General features: G+C 34.6%; 19 protein-coding genes. 8 read left to right on the top strand and 11 right to left on the bottom strand.

From position 1 onward, the window contains the following. The first annotated feature begins 9 nt into the window (after positions 1–9). A complete protein-coding gene (locus P0Y62_07995; protein WEK71495.1) occupies positions 10–1,068 on the top strand; it encodes a diphosphomevalonate decarboxylase in 1,059 nt (352 codons plus the stop codon). A gap of 66 nt (positions 1,069–1,134) precedes the next feature. Here P0Y62_07995 and P0Y62_07990 read toward each other — a convergent pair whose 3' ends face one another. After that, on the bottom strand, positions 1,135–2,220 hold the full coding sequence (locus P0Y62_07990) for an endonuclease/exonuclease/phosphatase family protein (GenBank protein ID WEK71494.1): 1,086 nt from the start codon (positions 2,218–2,220) through the stop codon (positions 1,135–1,137). 135 nt (positions 2,221–2,355) lie between these two features. On the opposite strand from P0Y62_07990, the gene P0Y62_07985 reads away from it, so the two are divergent. Continuing rightward, positions 2,356–2,799, top strand: coding sequence for a nuclear transport factor 2 family protein (locus tag P0Y62_07985; protein WEK71493.1), 444 nt, complete (start codon positions 2,356–2,358; stop codon positions 2,797–2,799). Continuing rightward, on the top strand, positions 2,799–3,176 hold the full coding sequence (locus P0Y62_07980) for a VOC family protein (GenBank protein ID WEK71492.1): 378 nt from the start codon (positions 2,799–2,801) through the stop codon (positions 3,174–3,176). The genes P0Y62_07985 and P0Y62_07980 overlap by 1 nt, the downstream gene beginning before the upstream one ends. A gap of 3 nt (positions 3,177–3,179) precedes the next feature. On the opposite strand, the gene P0Y62_07975 is transcribed toward P0Y62_07980, so the two are convergent. Together P0Y62_07975 and P0Y62_07970 are read right to left on the bottom strand one after the other, a co-directional pair. Then, entirely contained in the window at positions 3,180–3,563 is a 384-nt protein-coding gene (locus P0Y62_07975; protein WEK71491.1) for a DUF1634 domain-containing protein, read from the bottom strand. Then, on the bottom strand, positions 3,560–4,390 hold the full coding sequence (locus tag P0Y62_07970) for a sulfite exporter TauE/SafE family protein (GenBank protein ID WEK71490.1): 831 nt from the start codon (positions 4,388–4,390) through the stop codon (positions 3,560–3,562). The genes P0Y62_07975 and P0Y62_07970 overlap by 4 nt, the downstream gene beginning before the upstream one ends. Before the next feature lie 84 nt (positions 4,391–4,474). Here P0Y62_07970 and P0Y62_07965 point away from each other — a divergent pair, with 84 nt between their 5' ends. Next, a complete protein-coding gene (locus P0Y62_07965) occupies positions 4,475–5,023 on the top strand; it encodes a DUF1543 domain-containing protein (protein ID WEK71785.1) in 549 nt (182 codons plus the stop codon). 162 nt (positions 5,024–5,185) lie between these two features. After that, the gene (locus P0Y62_07960; protein WEK71489.1) at positions 5,186–6,298 is read left to right on the top strand and encodes a 5-(carboxyamino)imidazole ribonucleotide synthase; all 1,113 of its coding nucleotides are present in this window, start codon (positions 5,186–5,188) and stop codon (positions 6,296–6,298) included. Between the two features lie 44 nt (positions 6,299–6,342). Here the strand turns inward: P0Y62_07960 and P0Y62_07955 are convergent, their stop codons facing one another. Genes P0Y62_07955 through P0Y62_07945 form a run of 3 tightly spaced genes read right to left on the bottom strand, consistent with a single transcriptional unit; the run spans position 6,343 to position 8,461 of the window. Beyond that, on the bottom strand, positions 6,343–6,705 hold the full coding sequence (locus tag P0Y62_07955) for a hypothetical protein (GenBank protein ID WEK71488.1): 363 nt from the start codon (positions 6,703–6,705) through the stop codon (positions 6,343–6,345). Continuing rightward, the gene (locus tag P0Y62_07950; protein WEK71487.1) at positions 6,702–7,517 is read right to left on the bottom strand and encodes a hypothetical protein; all 816 of its coding nucleotides are present in this window, start codon (positions 7,515–7,517) and stop codon (positions 6,702–6,704) included. Before P0Y62_07950 ends, P0Y62_07955 begins: the two co-directional genes overlap by 4 nt. 38 nt (positions 7,518–7,555) lie before the next feature. Continuing rightward, the gene (locus P0Y62_07945; GenBank protein ID WEK71486.1) at positions 7,556–8,461 is read right to left on the bottom strand and encodes an EamA family transporter; all 906 of its coding nucleotides are present in this window, start codon (positions 8,459–8,461) and stop codon (positions 7,556–7,558) included. 159 nt (positions 8,462–8,620) lie between these two features. Between P0Y62_07945 and purE the strand changes: the two genes are divergently transcribed. Next, positions 8,621–9,124, top strand: a complete 504-nt coding sequence (gene purE, locus P0Y62_07940) for a 5-(carboxyamino)imidazole ribonucleotide mutase (protein WEK71485.1) — start codon at positions 8,621–8,623, stop codon at positions 9,122–9,124. 33 nt (positions 9,125–9,157) lie between these two features. Here purE and yiaA read toward each other — a convergent pair whose 3' ends face one another. Both yiaA and ahcY read right to left on the bottom strand, forming a co-directional pair. Further along, positions 9,158–9,550, bottom strand: coding sequence for an inner membrane protein YiaA (gene yiaA, locus P0Y62_07935; GenBank protein ID WEK71484.1), 393 nt, complete (start codon positions 9,548–9,550; stop codon positions 9,158–9,160). Between the two features lie 120 nt (positions 9,551–9,670). Continuing rightward, on the bottom strand, positions 9,671–10,984 hold the full coding sequence (ahcY, locus tag P0Y62_07930) for an adenosylhomocysteinase (GenBank protein ID WEK71483.1): 1,314 nt from the start codon (positions 10,982–10,984) through the stop codon (positions 9,671–9,673). Between the two features lie 247 nt (positions 10,985–11,231). Between ahcY and P0Y62_07925 the strand changes: the two genes are divergently transcribed. Then, entirely contained in the window at positions 11,232–11,846 is a 615-nt protein-coding gene (locus P0Y62_07925; GenBank protein ID WEK71482.1) for a 4'-phosphopantetheinyl transferase superfamily protein, read from the top strand. Here P0Y62_07925 and P0Y62_07920 read toward each other — a convergent pair. From P0Y62_07920 to porU, 3 genes are all read right to left on the bottom strand, one after another. Then, entirely contained in the window at positions 11,827–14,109 is a 2,283-nt protein-coding gene (locus P0Y62_07920) for an FUSC family membrane protein (protein ID WEK71481.1), read from the bottom strand. The genes P0Y62_07925 and P0Y62_07920 overlap by 20 nt on opposite strands. Before the next feature lie 76 nt (positions 14,110–14,185). Further along, positions 14,186–15,349 (bottom strand): type IX secretion system outer membrane channel protein PorV, encoded by a 1,164-nt coding sequence (gene porV, locus P0Y62_07915; protein WEK71480.1) that lies wholly within the window; start codon positions 15,347–15,349, stop codon positions 14,186–14,188. A gap of 61 nt (positions 15,350–15,410) precedes the next feature. After that, the gene (gene porU / locus P0Y62_07910) at positions 15,411–19,307 is read right to left on the bottom strand and encodes a type IX secretion system sortase PorU (protein ID WEK71479.1); all 3,897 of its coding nucleotides are present in this window, start codon (positions 19,305–19,307) and stop codon (positions 15,411–15,413) included. Positions 19,308–19,471: 164 nt separating this feature from the next. Between porU and gldJ the strand changes: the two genes are divergently transcribed. Further along, on the top strand, positions 19,472–21,073 hold the full coding sequence (gldJ, locus tag P0Y62_07905; protein WEK71478.1) for a gliding motility lipoprotein GldJ: 1,602 nt from the start codon (positions 19,472–19,474) through the stop codon (positions 21,071–21,073). The last annotated feature ends 15 nt before the right edge of the window (positions 21,074–21,088 follow it).

Raw genomic sequence — 21,088 nt, 5'->3', positions numbered from 1 at the left:
AACTCAATTATGGTAACGACACAAGAATTTTTAGGAAAGAAAGATTTTATAATAAATAACCAAACAGTTTCGGAAAGTTGTCCGTCAAACATTGCCCTGATCAAATATTGGGGAAAATATGACCACCAGATTCCTGCGAATCCAAGTATCAGTTATACGCTGAATCATTGTAAAACGAATACAACGATTGAATTTTTAGCTGATGAACCATTTTCGGTACAGACTTTTTTAGCAGGAAATGAAGAAATCAAGTTTGCTGAAAAAATAGAAAAATATTTCAACAATATAGAGCAGTATCTTCCGTGGATTTTGAAAGGAAAATATATCATTAGGACAGAAAATACCTTTCCTCACAGTTCAGGAATTGCCAGTTCAGCTTCGGGATTCGGGGCGATTGCAAAATGTCTTATGAAGCTGGATGAAATTTTTTCAGGAAAAGATTCTGAAGAGGAATCGTTAAGAAAAGCATCATTTTTGGCAAGATTAGGAAGTGGAAGTGCGTGCCGAAGCTTGTACAGTGGATTAGTGGTTTGGGGAGAATCTCAGGTAAGAGGAAGCTCAGATTTATTTGCGGTACAATATCCGAATGATGAAATTCATGATATTTTCAAAAATTTTAATGACTGGGTTCTGCTGATTCACGAAGGCCAGAAAAGTGTTTCATCTACAGTTGGACATGGCTTGATGAATACCAATCCTTATGCGGAAAGAAGATTTCAGGAAGCTAGAGAGAACTTCGAACCTATGAAAGAAATTTTAGCAAATGGAGATATGGAGAGTTTCATCAAATTGGTGGAACATGAAGCTTTGACACTTCATGCGATGATGATGATGAGTGATCCTGCGTTTATTCTGATGAAAACCGGAACACTGGAAGTGATCAACAGAATCTGGGATTTCAGGAGAATTACGGGTTTACCGTTGTTTTTTACGCTTGATGCAGGTGCCAATGTACATTTACTTTTTCCGAATGATCTGGAGCAAAACAAAATTGAAGATTTTATCAATCAGGAACTTTTACCATTTACCCAGAAAAACGGAGTGGTGAAAGATGTGATGAGGTTTTAAAAGTAAGATATAATGATAAAAAAACGGACTTTTGTCCGTTTTTCTTTTTAGGTAAAAGTATTTTAATTAATCTTCTGTTACGATAGTGTCACGTTGTCCGTCTTCTTTTTTACCTTCCTCGATCATTTCTTTAGCCTCAGCTTTTTCTTCCTGTGTGGCATGATCTATTCGTTCCTCCTGTTTTTCTTCCTGCTCATGATCAATAAAAAATTCACAATATACCGGAAGATGATCCGATCCAAAATTATCAAGCGTTTTAAGATTTTCAATAAAAATATTTTCGGTATGAAACATCAGATCAATTGGAAATCTTAGTAAACGGTATTTTGCATGAAAAGTGGATACAAATGACCTTCCGATTCGAGGATCAATGAGGTGGCTTGTTTTTCTGAAAAGAATAGATGATTTTGACCATGCTACATTGTTGAAATCCCCAACAACGATAACCGGTTTTTTTATTTCTGTTACTCTTTTTGCAGTACTTAAAAGATCCCCATCTCTTTCCTTAGAAGTTTTTTCTTCAGTAGGACTTGGAGGTGGAGGATGAACGCCAAAAAAGACAAAAGAAAACCCGTCTTTAGTTTTAAGATGCGCTTCAATACTGGGAATATCATCTGCCACAAAATAATGGGTATGTGAACTTTCTATTTTTATTTTCGAATAGAAATGCATTCCATAAGTGTTTTCTAAAGTTACCTTATGTTGATAAGGATACTCTTTTTCCAGCGTTTCGATTGCTTGTTCCCAATCTCCGTTACTTTCCATGGTAAGAAACATTTCAGGCTGATATTTTTTTACGAGCTGAATAAACCGATCATATTCTTTATTAAACTGATAAACATTTGCCGAGATAAAATGCAGTTTTTCAGATGAATGATATTTCTGGGAAAATTTTTTAACAGGATAAAGAGGAGTATATTTTACAAGAGTAACACTATGATGAATGAACATCACAAAAAGAAGGCATTGATAGTACCAGAATTTTTCGGATGAATGAATTGTAAATCCTAATCCTATGGTAAAAAGTATAAGAAAAGTGATTTGAATTTTACCAAACTCAGGAACACGAAAAACCCAATGAGAATGCTGAATTTTAGGTAATAAAGTTAAAATCAATAACAAAACAGTTAGACTCAGGTAGAATATCCACATATTTTTTTATAAACGGATAAATGTAATTAATTTTTATAAGTTTTCAAATGGATTATGATGTAAAGTTTATCAATTAAATTTGAGTTTAAAAGGAATTTTCATTATTTTTATTTATTCACTTAGCAAATATATGGTATGAATAAAATAGCTGTTATTGCTCTGTTATTTGGGAATTTATACTTCGGTCAGCAAAATCAGAATCAGGAAATCGAAAAGCCAATCCGAAACTTATTTTTAGGAATGAAAAATGCTGATCCGGAATTACTGCATTCTGCTTTTTCCGATACGGCCATTCTTCAGACGATTACAAAAGATAGAGTGAAAAACGAAGAAATAAAAGATTTTATAGCTTCAATTTCTAAAGTGGGAAAAAATGATCTGGATGAAAGAATTACCATTGAAGCGATTCATGTAGACGGAAACCTGGCGAGTGTTTTTACGCCCTATTCATTTTACCTAAAAGGAAAATTTTCCCATTGCGGAGCCAATAGCTTTCAATTGGTGAAACAGAATGAAGAATGGAAAATCCAATATATAATCGATACAAGAAGAAAAGATAACTGTAAAGAAATTAAATAATGAAAATCCATCATATCGCCATTATTGGCTCAAACTATGAAGTTTCCAAAAAATTTTATACTGAAACTTTAGGGCTGAATATCATTCGTGAAGTATATCGTGAAGAAAGACAATCTTATAAGCTGGATCTGGCTATCGGAGATCATTATATAATTGAGCTTTTTTCCTTTCCCAATCCTCCGGCAAGACCTTCACGTCCGGAAGCTTGTGGATTAAGGCATCTGGCTTTTTCTGTTGAAAATGTTGGTCAGAAACGTCAGGAGCTCATTCAGAAAGGGCTCAACTGCGAAGAAATAAGAATAGATGAATTTACAGGTAAGGAGTTTTTCTTTACCCAAGATCCGGATCAACTTCCGTTAGAGTTTTACGAAATGTAATAATTAGTGGGCATAACCCGTAAAGAAGCTGATGGCCATAATCGCTAAAACAATAGAGGAAATGATTACATATACGTAGTCTTTTTCTTTCATATAGCCTATTAAAGCAAAAATAATTCTCATTAAAGGAGTGAAGATTAACAATAAAATTCCCAACTGAATGATGGCCATTCCTTGCCCTTTACAAAGCGAATCCCAAAATTGTCCCCATACCTTTTCGGAAGAACTTCCCATATCGAGAAGTTTGTATTTTTTAGGCATTTGAAAGCCCTCTGAGAAAAGCTTGATAAAACCAATCAGTGAAGTGGCAACTGATAAAATAACGCCCAATCGAAGAAGATTTCCAACAGAACGGTTAAGGTCAGCATCTGTAAAATTCTTTCTCATGAGAAATTGCTTCTAATACCGTTATACATCATATAAACTGAAAGAATTGTAATAACAATTGCAAAGAAGGTTTTCAGTTTTTTAGTTTTTGAAACCATTAAAGTTTTTGATCCGATAAAACTTCCAACGACAACACCAATCAAAACCGGAGCAACGATAACCGGAATGATTTCCCCTCTCTGAAAATAGATCAGTGAACTGGCAACTGCTGTTACTCCAATCATAAAGTTACTGGTTGTTGTAGAAACTTTGAAAGGAAGCTTCATCATGTTGTCCATCGCCAAAACTTTCAATGCTCCGGATCCAATTCCCAATAGACCGGACATAGCACCGGCAAACATCATCATTAAAAATCCAGGCACTGTATTTCTTGCGGAATAGCTTTTTAAAACTCCTTTATCAGGAAAAGTTCCGTACAGTTTTAATTTATCTTCAAGGCTGCCTTTAATCACAGGTTCCTGGTGATCCGGCTTACCTTTTAAATTAAGAATAACGGTCAGAAGAAGAATACTGGCGAAAATAATCCCAATGGTATTCGGATTTAACATTCCGGAAACTAAAGCTCCGATGATTGCTCCGGCTGTGGTGGCGATCTCCAGGAACATTCCGATTCTCATATTGGTAAAACCTTCTTTTACGAAAGCAACGGCGGCCCCAGAAGAAGTTCCGATTACAGAGATTAAAGAAGCACCAATAGCATAATGCATAGGAACGCCGAAACCCAGCGTTAATAGAGGAATAATAATGACTCCTCCTCCTAAACCGGTCAGTGAACCTAAAAGGCCTGCCGAAATTGCTCCAAGGAAGAGAATAATGATTTCTGACATGCTACAAATATAAAACTATTGCGTTAGTCTGCCAAACGTTTAAAAAAGATAAATTTAACGTATTTTTGCGGTATGGAAAAAGACCTGAAATTATTCTATATTATTCTTGGAGCGACACCTAAAGGCAGAAATATTGAGCAGCACGACGTATTTTTCGGAATTGCGGAAAATTTAAAAGATCTGATTCCTGATATGAAAGAGTTCTGGAAAGAAGCAGAGGGAAAAATTCACCTGGACTGTTATCAGGAAGTAAAATTTGCTGATGGATACGAGGTGAAAATCATAGAAAAAAGTGAAAGAATTTCCGAAGAGCAACTGTATTTTATTAATCTTGGAGGATATAAAAGGGGATTTTTTGAAGAATTTCATGAACAACATCTGATGGTCGGGACTTCTATGGGGGACATTGTGAAAAAAGCAAAAGCTACCAAGTTTTATGAGACGATGGGATTTGAAGGAGCGGTAAGTCATATTGATGATAAACACGGGGTAGATATTGATGATATTTTTAATGTGACTGATATTCTTCCTCAAAAAATGAAGGAAAAATATTCAATTGTATTGGAGAAATCTGATGCAGAAAATCAGGAAAACCCAATGGGTTTAGGATATTTAAATATTAATAAAATATAAAGGTTTTATGTCATTCTGAACATAAGCCGCAGGTTTACGAACGAAGTTCAAAAGTGAAGTGAAGAATCTACTGCTGAGGAAGAGATTCCTCCTGAGTCGGAATGACAATTGTAAGTTTTAAAATAAAAAATAAATCTAATAGAAAAAAATAAAAGTAAAAAAATGAAAATAGGAATTTTAGGAGGAGGGCAGCTTGGAAGAATGCTGATTCAGGAAGCATTAAAATATGATGATGAATTTTATACATTAGATCCTGCTTCAGATGCACCCTGCCATAATATTTCTTACTTTACACAGGGAAGTTTCAATGATTATGAAACGGTGCTGAACTTTGGTAAAGATAAAGACGTCGTAACGATCGAAATAGAGCATGTGAATGCAGACGCTTTAGCCGAATTGGAAAACCAAGGAATAAAAGTAGTTCCGAATGCTAACATCATTAAATCCATTCAACAAAAAATTCTTCAAAAACAGTTTTATGAGGCTCACGATATTCCAAGTCCGGAATTTGAAGTGATGGACGGAAGTTCCGACGAGATTAAAATGCCGCTTCCTTTTGTACAGAAAATGAATACAGGTGGGTACGACGGAAAAGGCGTGCAGGTGATTCGTACTGCTGAAGATATGAAAAACCTTTGGGTTCAGGATTCCGTCATTGAAAAGCTGGTTGATATTGATAAGGAACTTTCCGTAATTGTTGCCAGAAACGAAAACGGAGAGACCAAGACATTCCCTGTAACGGAAATGGTTGCTGATCCTAAATTAAACTTATTGGATTTCAATGTTTGCCCGGTTTTTTTAGAAGAGGATATTGAAGAGCAAATTAATTCTATTACCGAAAAATTTTTAAGTGCGATCAATTCTCCGGGACTTTTTGCGATTGAATTGTTCCTTGATAAAGAAGGGAAAGTCTGGGTAAATGAGACCGCTCCGAGACTGCATAATTCTGGACACCAAAGTCAGGAAGGAAATACAAACTCCCAGTTTGAGCAGATGTACAGAGTCGTGAAAAATTTACCTTTGGCAGATACGGATGCAATTATCTACAGCGGAATGCTGAATTTAGTTGGAGCAGAAGGATTCTCAGGAAAAGTGATTTATGAAGGAATGGAAGACGTGTTAAGACTGCCTGAAACTTATGTCCATCTATACGGAAAAACGGAAACCAAGCCGGGAAGAAAAATGGGGCATATTAATGTTTTAGCAGATTCCAGAGAAGAATTGATGGAAAAATTGGTGATGGTGAAAGGAATGGTGAGAGTGATTGCGGAATAATCTAATTCATGATATTGAAAAAGACTGCTATTCGGCAGTCTTTTTTATTTATAGATTTTTAGTTGATTAATCGACCATTTTCGTTCTGTGGAATTCCACAATAAATAAGGTCCATCAAAACCTTCTAGGTAAGCCACTTCAAAATTACCGTTATTATCTGTTGCATAACTAAGATAAGATACAGAATCCTCAAAATTAAAACCTAATCTTTTTAATGTCTTCCAATCATTATTTTCAGGAAGTTTACCGTTTAATTTCTGATAAGCTTCGATGCTTTTTATTATTTTATTTCCAGCTTCTATGTCGGATTTTCTGGTGATTTTAATGGGTAAATTCCAGTAGATTGCGATTGAAATAATAAGTAAACATAAGATTGAAGTGAAAATTATAAATGCTTTTTTCATCATTTAAGATCTTTAGATTTACTTATTGTATCTTTTTTATAATTATACTTCATATAGCTACCCAAAGCTGGTGAATAAACAGAAAATTCTTCCATTTTTGTGAATGGGGCATATAATTTAAAAGTACAAATATCTGTTGCGGAAATGAACGGATTGGTTCTTAAGTGACTGTGTGTAGATTGTGTTATTACACTTCCTTCTTGCATTGCTGTCATTGTAGCAATCAGTCTTGAATGAAATTTTTTATTTGAGGTAATATTGCCTTCTTTATCTGTAATAAATAGATAATCATTTCCAAAAGGAATAATATTGTTTTGAGATGCTCCCGTAATGATGTAATTTTTATAGTTTTCGTTAAAAGGAATTGTAATTATATTTAGATTAAAACCTCCAGGAATTTCCACCTCATATTTAGGATCGGGCAATTGAGAAATTAATTTTGAACGTACATTGTTTAATGATGTTTCTAATGGATTTAGACTTCTTTGTACAAAATTTTCTTTTACTGGTTTTTTTGAATCATTTTTGAAAGAATATTCTGCAATAATTAATTTTTGATCTTTTTTAAGAAAAACAGTTTTAATCGTATCATTGGTTTTGTAAGTAAGATAACTACCAAGTTCCCCTTTGATTTTTTTATTCTCTTGTGCAAGGTCGGTAGAATGCCATGATGCATTTTCTAAGGAAAATAATAAATTACCTTCTGCCTTTATAGAATCTAGCTTTTGTTGAATTTCTGCATCTGTAAATTTTACATCTTGTCCAAAAATAAATAATGAGGTAAAAATTAGAAATATTGAAATAATTTTTTTCATAGTTTGTATAATTAATTTGGCTACAAATATAACGGGTTCTATTCAATCTTCTGTTTTTTAAACATCTCCGGTTTATAATTAATAATAAACACACCTAAGATAATCAAAATCGCAGCCACGATAAATTTAGCAGAAATATTCTCATCTAAAATCAACCAGCCTAAAAAGATTGCAATGATTGTATTTACATACGCCATGATAGAAACCTGAACAGGCGAAATTTTTGTCAAGGCATAATGAAAAGCGAAAAATGCTGTTACAGATCCGAAAACAGCAAGATAAAGCATAGCAGAAATACTTTTTAATGACCAGTTTTCAAAATTGTAGTTATCTGAAAAAATGAAAGCAAAAATAATTTGGACAATCCCCGCGAATAAGAATTGATAAAATAAATTTAAGGAAATATTACCGCTCTGGATATTCAGCTTTTTTGTGAAAATAGTTCCTGAAGCCCATCCTGAAATCGCACAGAAAAGAAAGATAATCCCCATTTTATAGTCAGGGTTTGCCAAATCTTTCAGCCCGTCCCAAAAGATAAAGAGGATTCCGCTGAAACATAATAATACGCCTGTTAATGCCCTATAACTAAATCTTTGCAGACCGATGGCCACACTTCCTAAAAACACCAGAATAGGAGAGGCAGCATTAATTAATGAAGCTAAACTGCTGGAAACTGTTTCTTCAGCTACGGTAGTCATTCCGTTCGCTATAACTAACATGAGGATTGAGAAAATAATCTGAAGTTTTAAGCTTTTCCAGCCAATCCATCGGAATTGTTTTTTATAAATTAATATCAGAAACATAATGATGGCAGCTAGAAACTGACGGATACCTGCAACAAACCAAGCCGGAATGGTTTCTACAGCGACACGGATTGCCAGAAATGTTGTTCCCCAGACAACGGCAACGGTAATAACGGCTAAAAGGAGTTTATAATCTTTCAATTTGTGATAGCAATGTAACACGTAAAGATATTTTTTTTAGAAGCAATTTAATGGGTACAGTTAATGATGTTTTTTAGGGAACAGAATTTGAATTTTACTTTTTGGTTTTTGTATTCAGACTTATTAATTCTTTATCTTTGAACATCTAATAAATTGAAGATGGTAGGAATTATTATGGGGAGTCAGAGTGACTTACCAATTATGGAACAAGCAGCAAATTTTTTGAAGTCTTTAGATATTCCATATGAATTAACAGTAGTTTCGGCTCACAGAACACCGGAAAGAATGTTTGAATACGCAAAAACGGCAAAAGAAAGAGGGTTGAAGGTAATTATTGCGGGAGCAGGAGGAGCAGCACATTTACCGGGAATGGTAGCAAGCTGTACAACTTTGCCTGTAATCGGGGTTCCTATTTTGTCTAGCAATTCTATTGACGGATGGGATTCTGTTTTATCGATTCTGCAAATGCCGGGAGGAATTCCGGTAGCAACGGTTGCTTTGAACGGTGCTTTGAATGCCGGAATTTTAGCAGTAAAAATTCTGGGAACAGGAGATGAAAAGATTGCAGAAAACCTTCAGAAATATCAGGATTCTTTAAAGGATAAAGTATTGGGAACGGTAGATGATATTAAAGCTCATCATCCTAATCATTATGATAAATAATAAAAAACTCTCCAATTTGGAGAGTTTTTTATGTTATTCCTGTATCATATTGTCCCTTGTGTTTTTCTGAACCGCAATGGCTCCGAATAAAGCCAGTAAAAAGGCAAATCCATAGAATCCTTTTTCGCTTGGCAGAATGGTGGCATTCCATAATCCTATCGCTAATAAAACAATAGATGATAAGGTTGCAAACCAGCAGATGCCATAATAAATATCAGTTACTTTGATATTTTCCAATCTGTCACGAACAGCTTTCTGTAAAGAAACTACGGCGAATAAACCGTATAATAAGATGGTAAAATAATAGCCTTTTTCATTAAGCTGCATTTCTGCTCTTGCCAAACCTACAATAAAGCCAATCATTCCTGCTCCTAAAGCAATCCAGGATGCCGCAACAAATGCATTCGATACTCCTTGTTTTTTCATTAATTATATTTTTTTGTATAGTGAGGCCAAATATATTATTTTTTAATAAATATTTCCTCAAAAATAAAAGACTCTTCAAATTTTTGAAGAGTCCTTTTATCTATAATACTACTAAATTTATTAGTATCTGTAATATTCAGGTTTGAATGGACCTTTCACATCTACACCGATATAATCAGCTTGCTCAGGAGAAAGGGTTTCCAGCTCAACGCTTAATTTTTTAAGGTGAAGAGCAGCTACTTTTTCATCTAAATGTTTTGGTAGCATATATACTTCATTTTTGTAAGCTGCAGAATTGTTCCAAAGTTCGATCTGAGCCAAAGTCTGGTTTGAGAAAGAGTTTGACATTACGAAAGATGGGTGACCTGTAGCACAACCTAAGTTTACCAATCTACCTTCAGCAAGAATAATTACTTCTTTACCTTCAATGGTATAAAGATCAACCTGTGGCTTAACTTCAGATTTTGTGTGACCATAGTTTTTGTTTAACCAAGCCATATCGATTTCGTTATCGAAGTGACCGATGTTACAAACGATTGCTTTATCTTTTAATTTTAAGAAATGTTCTTTTCTTACGATGTTAAAGTTACCTGTAGTGGTGATTACGATATCTGCGTTATCAACAACAGTATCTAATTTTTTTACTTCATAACCGTCCATTGCAGCTTGAAGCGCACAGATTGGATCGATTTCAGTTACCGTAACGATAGAACCGGCTCCTCTGAAAGAAGCAGCAGTACCTTTACCTACGTCTCCGTATCCGCAAACTACCACTCTTTTTCCAGCCAACATTACATCCGTAGCTCTTCTTACAGCATCTACTGCTGATTCTTTACATCCGTATTTGTTGTCGAATTTAGATTTAGTTACAGAATCATTTACGTTGATTGCAGGCATTACCAAAGTTCCGTTCTTCATTCTCTCATACAATCTGTGAACTCCGGTTGTTGTTTCTTCAGAAAGACCTTTGATGTCTTTTGTGAATTCAGGATATTTATCAAAAACCATATTGGTTAAATCTCCACCATCATCCAAAATCATATTCAATGGCTTTCTGTCTTCACCAAAGAATAAAGTTTGCTCAATACACCAGTCGAATTCTTCTTCATTAAGACCCTTCCAAGCATAAACCGGGATTCCTGCAGCAGCAATAGCAGCAGCAGCGTGATCCTGAGTAGAGAATATATTACAAGAAGACCAAGTAACTTCTGCTCCAAGAGCAACCAAAGTTTCGATCAAAACTGCAGTCTGAATAGTCATGTGAAGACATCCTGCAATTCTAGCACCTTTTAATGGCTGAGATGGTCCGTATTCTTCACGGATTGCCATCAAACCAGGCATTTCAGCTTCTGCAAGGGTAATTTCTTTTCTTCCCCACTCCGCTAGGGAAATATCCTTTACTTTGTAAGGAATGTATTGTGTTGTAGTACTCATATCTGATGAATAATTTTTAATTCTGTTTATAACGAATTGCAAAATTACAACATATAATCTAGATATAAAAACACCTTGTTTTGGAGATAAAAAAATATTGAAAATAAATAGGGCTGAATGCTGAATCAAGGAAGTTATTTAAGTTTTCAATAATCCTAACATGATTTTTAAATAGCCTTGTTTATCCCTTTTTTAACCTTCAATTTTTATATGATTTCTTTTCATTATTTTTATCGGAAAAAAAAGAATGCCTCTCTATCGTGATTTTTCTGATGACACCGCCACAATTCTAGTTTGGAAATATGATGAAAACGAAGAATTGAATCCGGATAAACTTTTAGAGCCTGAAAATGCTGAAAAAGTAAAGGATTATCATCCGAAAAAACTATTGGAAGTATTAATGGTAAGAAAACTGTTGAAAGGTCTGAAACCGCATTCTAAAATTTTATATAAAGACAGGGAGCCTTTTCTTTCGCCTAAAGATGCTGAAATTTCCATTACCCATTCTTTTCCCTTTGCTGCTATTGCTATTTCAAAAAATAAAATCGGGATTGATCTTGAAAAATTTAATCCTAAGATTTTAAGGGTTATCGACAAATTTACTTTTGAAAACGAACGTGGCTTTATTCCTTTCGATAATGAAGTTACTTTTTATACCATTATCTGGAGTGTGAAGGAAAGTATGTATAAAATTCACCATTCCAAACACTGGTCTTTGAAAAAACATTATGAAGTAAGACCCTTCGAATTAAAGCATCTTCATCACATCAAATGCAGAGTACATGATGATCATATTTCTGATGAACTAAAAGCCAGGGTAGAGTTTTTTGATGATTATTGCTTTACGATTGTTGAGGAATAGGTTCAGAAGCTGCTGCGCTTTCCGATTCATTTCTGTACTTTTCAATCACTTTTCGTTGTTCTTTCGCCACATCATAAATAAGCTCCAGAATATCATGAACATTTTTTAACTCAGTTAAATGCGAAATTTTGCTGGGATCTCTGTAATTTCTGGCTTCATGTTCGGCAAGCTCGGTTTTTCTTTTTAAGATTAAATCGTCAAAAGATGAATCTTCAGGCTCGATACGGCTTCTCATTTTTAAAGATTCGCTGATTTTATCTCCATTCAGAAGTTTGGAAACCTGCTGAAGTTCTGCTTCTATTTTTTTTCCCCATCCTTCCGAATCTATTTCAGGGTATTTTTCATCATTTTTTACGTATTGAGAAAGGGAAGCGGTATAAGCGGTAATCAAATGTGATGTGGCTACAAACTGATGAACCACTTCAAGTTTTTTCTGCTGATTTTTTGGTTCCGAGATCATTCTTTGGAAACTGTCGGAAAGATTGGCTAATGAAATGATTGCGTTTTTACGTTTCATTTTATAATCCTCAATATCAAAATCTTCATCTAAAAATTTAGAAATCACACTTTGAAAATAAAGAAAATTGGACTCTGCAGATTTTTTCATCAGTTCTAGATTCTGTGTATGCTCCCAAACAGGAAGCACAACATATGACACCAACGAGGCAATGATTCCTGCAATCATGGTATCCAGAATTCTGTCTTTGAAAATAATATTTACTTTTCCGGGACTTAAAAAATTAAAGCTCAGGAAAACATAGATCGTCATAAACAAAACAGCCCAAAAATATCTCCCTTTTAAAAAGCTGAAACACATCACCATGCTTATAAGAAGTATCGTAAACAAAACTTCATTAATATGTATATAATGCAGGATTCCATAAGCAATGATAGCCCCCGCAATCGTTCCGTACAACCGGAGAAGATTTCTTTTCTTGGTAATGGAGTAGGCGGGTTTCAAAATAGCCGTGATGGTAATTAAAATCCAGTACGTATGACCAATTCCTAAAAGCTGAAACAGAGAAAAAGAATAGCCCAGCAATAAGGCAATGGTAATTCTTAGGGCATGGCGGAAATGTAAGGAAGAGAATGATATATTATTTCTTAAAACTTTAAAATTAAGTTTCTCTTCATTAGGCATGAATTTTCTAAGATCTAACCCTGTAGAAAGACTTTTTGCCAGTTTTACATTTTGGGAAAATACCTTATAGATTTCATTGATTTCTTTAGTAATCTCATCGATACGCATTAGTATCTGACGTAGAATCATGAAATTCTCAAAGTTATCAGGTGAAATTCGCTCGTTTCTCAGGTCGAAATAAACATGATTTAAATTCTTTAATTCAAGTTCTAGATCAAACAGAGGTTTCGCTCTGGTGCCGATCTGAAGTGCAATTCCGATATTGGTGATCTCTTCAGCAAGAAGATTAAGATAGTCATGAATGTTTACCAGGATCATACTGTCATCAAAACTTTGCTGAAGCTTTTGATAGTCACTTTCAGAAGTCATAAGCTTTTCGTGAAGATCCATAGAGTTCAGGAACATCAGCATCAGCAAACGGCTGGTTGTGGTAGATTCGTTGACAATCGTTCTTGTCTTGAAAACGGTTTCGCGGGTATCTTCCTGCAGGTTTTTGATTTCAATCTGTTTGGCAATAACCTGTATAGAAAGCTTATCAAAATCCGGATTTTTTTGATAGTAATTGGCTTTTATTTTTAAGAACTCGGCAAGCTGAAGATAGTTTTCTCCAATCATCTGACTTGCCAGTTTGTAAGGCTGAATAGTTGTTACAATTAAGAATATTAATAAAAACCAAATGCAGCCTGAAGCGAAAATCAGTAAACTTTTAAGAATATCGGCTCCGGTAAGATGCCCGTCAATAAAAATAGCAAGTACAACCAAGGAAAGTGAACCTACTGCTGCCAATCTTTGTCCGTAAACTCCAATTAAAGAGAAGAACATTCCGAAAACAATAATTTCCGCAAAAACAAGAATCTTAACGGTCATGACCAAACTTGCAATGAGGGCAACAACAACAAAGCAGATAATGGCAAAAGCTAAGGCATTTCTTCTACGGATAAAAGGACCGGGTTGATCCGTTAAAGCTACAAAACTTGTTCCCAGAGGAAATAAGAAGTATTCTTTTAAGATTCCGAAATGGGCAAGAACTAAACATGGTAAAACCGTCGCCAGTGTAATTCTGATCGCAGAATACACGTATTGACTGGTGACGAATTTTTTGAGCTCCGATGAATAGTTCATATTACAAAAATAATTATTGAAAAATAAAAAAGCCTCATAAAAATGAGACTTTTTTGAGCTTTTATATTATGTTTATTTAATAATCTACATTAGATGTTTCCTCTCCAATGTTCCAGGTTAAACCGAAACGAAGCGTATTATCTAAAGCCGTATTAATTTTAGACATATTGATCAGGTAAGACACATCAAGTCCGAAAGAACGGTATTTTAATCCAATACCGGCAGTAGCATATTGTCTTGCTCCCTGTTCTTCACTTTCATGGAAGTAACCTGTTCTCACAGCAAAAGCATTGTCATAAGAATATTCTAATGCTCCACTCATCATGATAGAGTTTTTATTTTTAAATGATTTTCCGATCCCAGACATTACTCCTACGTTTGGAACCGCATAGATAGGCTGTCTTGTATTGGGATCGATTCCGACATATTCAGAACCAGGAACCAAAATTTTTGAACCTTCTACACTAAGACCAATTTTATTTAAGTCATCAAGATACATATCGTAACCAACTCCTAGTCTTGCCATTGTTGGAAGATAAGATCTTGATTCTTCATTTCCTGTATAGTCTAATTTTGGACCAAGATTCTGCAATGCGAAACCAGCATTTAATTTCCCATCCATACCTCCAAAGCTGGAAAACTTAGGAGAGGTATAATATGCAGAAACATCAACCGCAAAAGAGTTAGCAGGTTTCAATGTTGTATCAGTATTGAATCCTCCGGCTAAGTCTGAACGGATAAATCTACCGGTAACAGCTCCTGAGAAAGAGTCAGAAAGTTTTAGAGCATAAGCAACATCAATAGAGAATTCGTTCGGTTTTGAAACCCCGTTAGACTGTACCTGATTATCTACGAAAGAGGTAAGATTAACTTCTCCCATGTTGAAGTAGTAAATACTCGCAGAGATGGTAGATCTTTCTTCTTGTCCTAAAAATTTATGAAAAGCTGCATAAAGAAGGAAAACATCATTAGTAAGTTTTCCCATATATGGTGTATAGTTTATACCTACGGAAGAACTCGTTCTGCTAAAAGGATATTTTGCGGCATTCCAAAATTGAGAAAATGCATCAGGAGAGGTAGCAACCCCTTGATCTCCCATACCTCCGGCTCTGGCGTCTGGTGCAATTCTTAGAAAAGGAGCTCCGGTTAATACAGGATTCACCTTACTCAGGTCTTGTGAATAGCCTAAAAAACCAGCACTTAAACCAATTCCTAATAGCAGTTTAGTAGTTAAATTCATATGTTGTCTTTTAATATATTATCAGTTTTTTATTAATATTATTGTTTTTGTTATTTTAAAATTATTTCAAAAGTACCATTTTTTCTACAGCTGTAGCACTTCCTTTACATTTTTCTTGATTTTGACTTTTTGCAAATATCTTAAAAATATACGTACCTTTTGCTACTGTATCACCAAAATCGTCTTTTCCGTCCCATTCTATTGCCTGGCGAGGTGTTCTAAAGCCTTGTAAGAAGGGTTCTGCAACAACTGCTTGAGACAAAGTTCTTACTAATTTTCCTGTAATCGTATAAATTTGAACATGCACATCTAAAATATCATCACAATTATGTTCAAATTGAATATATGTCTTATTAGTAAATGGGTTCGGCCAGTTTAATGGTCTGTTAATAATTAAATGCTGATCGGCTTCATCCTTAACCTCAAAATTTAACGTAGCAGTTGTCGAATTATTGTTTATATCCCAAACTTTAAATGTTAATTGATGTTGTCCTATTGCTAGATTTCGGAAAGGATACGTCACATTTCCTTTTTGATAATCTGCCAAACTAGGATTTAAACATCCATTTCCTTCTCCTGAAGAGTAAAAATCATTCAAGACAACGGTATTAATAATTTGACCGTCTAAATATACGGTAATATCATGACCAATACCAGATCCTGTAGAATTTATTCCTGTATCATCAGTAACACAAGCAAGCAGCATAGGGCTTTGGTTTGTAATACCACCATCTGCAAAATTGGTGTTGTTCATGTATAATTTTACTTTTGGTGGTTCGTTGTCATTGATTCCGTTAGGATTAATATCTCCTACCTGTACTGCCTGATTATTAAATACATCTGTTGCCTTATTGTCTGCATATCCTAATAGTCTTCCTTGTCCAACTGCATAGTTAATGTCTTTCGGAACGTAGAATTCAATAGTGAATACTCCATTTACAGCCGTTCCTGAAGCTTTTACGATAGCACTTCCTTCTTCAGTATAGTTTAGTATAGGGGTTAGATTTCCATCATTATTTAAAGTAGATTTATTAAGTCTTTTATCAAAAATATTAATAACAACTCTTCCGTTAAAAGTAGTATTGGTTGTTCCATTAGGATTATTGATATGTCCTTTTATTTTTACGAAATCAAGACCTCTTATCAATCCCGGAACAGGAGTTTCTATATTATCTATTACCAATAATCTTTGAGGTCTGCTTAATTTCATAGCCGGATCTCCCAAGAAGTTTACTTTTAAGTGGTTCGAGTCTCCCGGTTTTAGTTTTTTTGCATTTAAATGAGCATTTCCAATAGTGATAAAATCATCGTTGGTAAGCTTAAACATTTGCTGAGTATAAAGATTGGTGAACTGTATTCCATAATCTACCCCTACAGCACGACTTGAGGTAATCATACCTGCGGTACCTCCTTGTTTCAATTTTATAAATTGTTCCCCCACAGAAAAAGTACTTGGTTCATCCCAAAGTGTAAACTCACAAGTAATAGTGGAAACGAACGGAAATCTGCTGTAAACACTAGAGAAATTATTGGCATTTTGTACCTCATCAGAAGTCAATACTCTTTCCTGTGCCCAACCATTGATTCCTCCATGGCCAAAATAAAATAGATAGAGACTATTTCCTATATCATTGGAGATGGCTTGATTTACTTGAGGGTAACGTTGTCCACCTGCAGTACTTTGAGCCTGGAATGCATCTAAATATAACTTTCTTACATTGTATTCTTTAAGAAGAGTTCCTGTTTCAAATGTATTTACTAAGGTATTATTCATTACAGTATGGAAAGGAACACCACCGTCATTATCATCATCTACTACAAAATCAAGCTTCATTTTCCATTCTCCAAAAGGAGTTGACTGGCCGGATAAAGAATTGTAATAGGCAAGCGTTTTATCCATCATATTAGTAGCTTCGGTAACATTTGCAGCAGGAATTCTACCTACCGGAAGGTCTGGCAAGGTATTATACAAGAATAAATTTGTTGGAGGTTGTGGACTCGTCATTACAATATAATCATCCGTTACAAAGGAGCTTACGAAATCCTGAGATTCTTCACTCTCATAACTTGGAACAACATTTGTGTTGTTGGAAATTCGGTTCTTATAATCATAAGAAGCATCTCCTAATAAAAAAACATATTTTAAACTTCCTGATGGAGTGTTAAGTTTAGTAACAAAATCTCTGATAGCTGTAAGATCCCTGCTTCCACTGCCAAATTCATTGTATACTTTATTAATATCTACGATTTGTACATTAAAACTATTTTTTGTCTGGTGGTAATTCGCTAATCTTTGGGCTTGTCCCATCATCTCAGGAATAGTGAGGATCAGATAATCCACATTTTGTAATGCTGAAAGATTTTGATTTCCTATTCTTTCTACAAACTGAGGAGAATAAGCCGCATCATTTCTGAACGCTACGAACTCGTTATTAAAATTCGGGTCGGAAGCAACGTATCCAAAATTAAAAATAGCATTCCCTGTCGCTTTATTTACTCTTCTTGTGGCATTTGTAATATCTGTAACGTCCCAAACCTGTTCTATATTTGAAGCATTATTAATACTGAAACCATAAGAAGTATTGCTGCCACTTACAAGAGAAAAGTCTCTAAAGTTCATTTGTGAACCGTTGAAACTTAAGTTTTCTTTATATTGAACTTCCAAATAATCAAAATAAAATACTCCATTAGGATTGGTACTTATATTAGGTTTGCAAGTAAGGGTAATTTGATTTCCTTGTAAATTACTTAAGGTTCCTTCATATTTCAGTGGAAGATAATCATACACGAAGTTTGGATCGTTTGGAGGAACAGTACGTGTTACGAAGTTTTGGTTGTTGATATTAAATTCAACTGAATTCTGCTGAGACTTAAATCCAATTACTTGTGCTTTATATCTTATTACATCTCCACCTTGTATGGGTGAGTTTGTAGTAAATGTTACAGTTTTATCAGTAGTGAAAGGAGAATCTTCTACCCAGATTCTACCTATTTTTAGTAGGTTTTTTTGATCATTATTAACCACTTGATAACTATCGTATCTTGTAATCAGAGGGGTAGAAGGAAGGTTGATATCCGCTGACTGTACTCTTTTTCCTGCTCCTTTATCAAAGTTGATAAAATAATAAGAATAATCTTCGTAAATGTTTTTTAAGTTATTACTTACATTATTTCTTGTTTCGTATCTCTTAAAGCCGTTTCCGTTGGATTTATCATAGAGATTGTATCCATTAGTTCCCTGCGCATAGAAAATGGCATAATCGTTATCATTCCAAACGCCATCATCTTCTCCTACTACCTGTATGGCGTTTTCCTGAAGAGCACTGTATCTCACATCCTGATTATGTTCAGGAAGCATAATCCCTCCGTTTCCATAAATTCTAAAGTTCTTAGGATTTATAGAACCCGGATTGATTCCGTTATCTTTTAAAAATTGAGTAGTAATTTTAAAAATACCCGACTTGTCTACTTTTATCTTATAAAAGGTTCCGGTAGAAAGAGGATTGGTAGTAGTTCCTACTTTAGCAGCGATATTTTTTGTATTAACGGTAGTTTCGTTAACGTCGAATGAAGAAAGCCTTAGTATTTTCCCCTTTTCGTTTTTAAATAAAGCAACGGAAATACTTGCATATCTTTCTCCTTCAAAATAATAATAACTGATATCGGCAATATCGCGATTAGGGAGGAAATCCTTCTTAATCTCATACAATTCCTTATATGAGACAGCTTCCCAGTTTAGATTTGAAACTTTTAAATCTCTTTCCCCTATTTTTTGTTTAGTTGATATAAAAATATTATTTTGGCCAAATGAAAACCCCTCATTTTTGAAATTTGGGACATTCAGTTTTGTTTCACCAAAATCTTGGATTTTAGAGCCGTTCCATTCAATGGTTGTTCTTTGAGCCCAAAATGATGATACAAAAGCGAATAGGAATAAAATCGATACTTTTTGTTTCATATTTATTATTGAAATTTCTGAATTACAAAATAAATGAAAATTTTATAATTAAATTGTGATACAATAAAATTAATTTGTTATCGTTTTTCAAAAAAATCAAATCTTTACTTGATTTATTGAATAATTTATTTTTTCTTTGTACTTTGAAAATATTTAAATCGACTATGAAAAAACTAAAGTTGTTTTCATTAATAGCATTAAGTTCTACACTTGCATTAACCAGTTGTGGAGGGTCAGGTACCAGCAAAGGAGGTGGTACTAAAAAATTTGTCAGCAAGACAGGTTGGAAACCAAACGAAAAACAGGGTTGGTTTTTTGCAGGAAAGCAACAACAGCAGAAAGGGTGGCCGGGAATGGTATATGTAGAAGGTGGAACTTTTACAATGGGATTAGTGAAAGATGATGTTATGCATGATTGGAATAACACACCTCGTAGAATGCAGGTGAGTTCATTCTATATCGGAGAAACCGAAATTACTAATTACGAATACCGCGAATACCTTACATGGTTGAAGTATGTATTTCCTCCAAGTGATCCAAGTTTCAAAGAAATTTACAATGGTGCTTTGCCAGATACTTTGTTATGGGATAACAAACTATCTAGAAATGATTTCAATGAAACCTATTTCCGTTCTCCGGAATATGACTACTATCCAGTGGTAGGGGTTTCTTGGACGCAAGCAAACAGATATTGTGAATGGTTAACAGATAGAGCAAATGAAAAAGCATTAATGAATGCTGGTATCATCGCAAAAGATTTGTATATCAACGAATCTAATAACCAAGGTGGTACTGCTTTCAATATGGATAAATTCAAATCGAATGATCCTGAAATGCAAGGATATATCAACCAGCAAAGAAAACAGCAGAAATCTGGTATGAAAACTACCAACCAAAGACTTCTTGCTGCAAACGCTTCTCCTGGTTCTGCAATGGTTCAAAAATTCAGACTTCCTACTGAAGTTGAATGGGAATATGCAGCTTTGGGAATGGAGAAGAATAGAGAATATAACAACTACCAAGGTAAAGCTCCAGGAATTGAATCTTTAAGAGGTACTAAAGGTAGAGAAAAAGGAATGTTGCTTGAAAACTTCAAACAGGGTAAAGGTGACTACTCAGGACCTGCTGGATGGAAAAATGACGGTTCTGCTTTAACAGCTGACGTAAGAAAGTATCCATCTAACAATTTAGGTATCTACGGTATGTACGGAAACGTTTCAGAATGGACGGCAGATGTTTACAGACCTATTATTGATGAAGATTACAGTGATTTCAACTATTACAGAGGAAATATGCCTCAGGCAATTGTAAGAAACGGAGACGGTACTTACAAAATGGTTGATGAAAGTAATATTAAATATGATACATTGGCTGATGGTAGATTAGTTTACAGAAATTTACCAGGTCAATTTGAAAGAAAAACTATTGCAGACTATAGAAATTACAGAGATGGTGATAGACAGTCTTCTCTAGATTATAGAAATGCAGCTGATTCTGCTACTACTTTTGATATGTACAATTCTCCTAAAAAGAGATTTATTGTAGATGCCAATGGTAAAGTAATCATGCAGAAAGATACTAAAGATAGAACATCTGCTATCTCTAACGATGTAAGAGTAGTAAAAGGAGGTTCTTGGCAAGATACTGCTTATTGGTTAGATCCAGGTCAAAGAAGATATAAGAACCAAAATACAGCTTATGGCTGGATCGGGTTCCGTGTAGCTCAAGATGCTAGAACTAATGATAAGAATAGAACTAGAAGATAATATTTATCAAAATAA

Source organism: Candidatus Chryseobacterium colombiense, assembly GCA_029203185.1.
Classification (GTDB): Bacteria; Bacteroidota; Bacteroidia; order Flavobacteriales; family Weeksellaceae; genus Chryseobacterium; species Chryseobacterium colombiense.
This window is presented reverse-complemented; position numbering and strand designations above follow the sequence as displayed.

Excerpts from the sequence above, each read along its gene's own strand:
- P0Y62_07995 (WEK71495.1), top strand. The coding sequence starts at position 10 with ATGGTAACGACACAAGAATTTTTAGGAAAGAAAGATTTTATAATAAAT.
- P0Y62_07985 (WEK71493.1), top strand. The coding sequence starts at position 2,356 with ATGAATAAAATAGCTGTTATTGCTCTGTTATTTGGGAATTTATACTTC.
- P0Y62_07950 (WEK71487.1), bottom strand. The coding sequence starts at position 7,517 with ATGAAAAAAATTATTTCAATATTTCTAATTTTTACCTCATTATTTATT.
- purE (WEK71485.1), top strand. The coding sequence starts at position 8,621 with ATGGTAGGAATTATTATGGGGAGTCAGAGTGACTTACCAATTATGGAA.
- yiaA (WEK71484.1), bottom strand. The coding sequence starts at position 9,550 with ATGAAAAAACAAGGAGTATCGAATGCATTTGTTGCGGCATCCTGGATT.
- ahcY (WEK71483.1), bottom strand. The coding sequence starts at position 10,984 with ATGAGTACTACAACACAATACATTCCTTACAAAGTAAAGGATATTTCC.
- P0Y62_07955 (WEK71488.1), bottom strand. The coding sequence starts at position 6,705 with ATGATGAAAAAAGCATTTATAATTTTCACTTCAATCTTATGTTTACTT.
- P0Y62_07920 (WEK71481.1), bottom strand. The coding sequence starts at position 14,109 with ATGAACTATTCATCGGAGCTCAAAAAATTCGTCACCAGTCAATACGTG.
- P0Y62_07980 (WEK71492.1), top strand. The coding sequence starts at position 2,799 with ATGAAAATCCATCATATCGCCATTATTGGCTCAAACTATGAAGTTTCC.
- porV (WEK71480.1), bottom strand. The coding sequence starts at position 15,349 with ATGAATTTAACTACTAAACTGCTATTAGGAATTGGTTTAAGTGCTGGT.
- P0Y62_07970 (WEK71490.1), bottom strand. The coding sequence starts at position 4,390 with ATGTCAGAAATCATTATTCTCTTCCTTGGAGCAATTTCGGCAGGCCTT.
- porU (WEK71479.1), bottom strand. The coding sequence starts at position 19,307 with ATGAAACAAAAAGTATCGATTTTATTCCTATTCGCTTTTGTATCATCA.
- P0Y62_07975 (WEK71491.1), bottom strand. The coding sequence starts at position 3,563 with ATGAGAAAGAATTTTACAGATGCTGACCTTAACCGTTCTGTTGGAAAT.
- P0Y62_07990 (WEK71494.1), bottom strand. The coding sequence starts at position 2,220 with ATGTGGATATTCTACCTGAGTCTAACTGTTTTGTTATTGATTTTAACT.
- P0Y62_07925 (WEK71482.1), top strand. The coding sequence starts at position 11,232 with ATGCCTCTCTATCGTGATTTTTCTGATGACACCGCCACAATTCTAGTT.
- gldJ (WEK71478.1), top strand. The coding sequence starts at position 19,472 with ATGAAAAAACTAAAGTTGTTTTCATTAATAGCATTAAGTTCTACACTT.
- P0Y62_07960 (WEK71489.1), top strand. The coding sequence starts at position 5,186 with ATGAAAATAGGAATTTTAGGAGGAGGGCAGCTTGGAAGAATGCTGATT.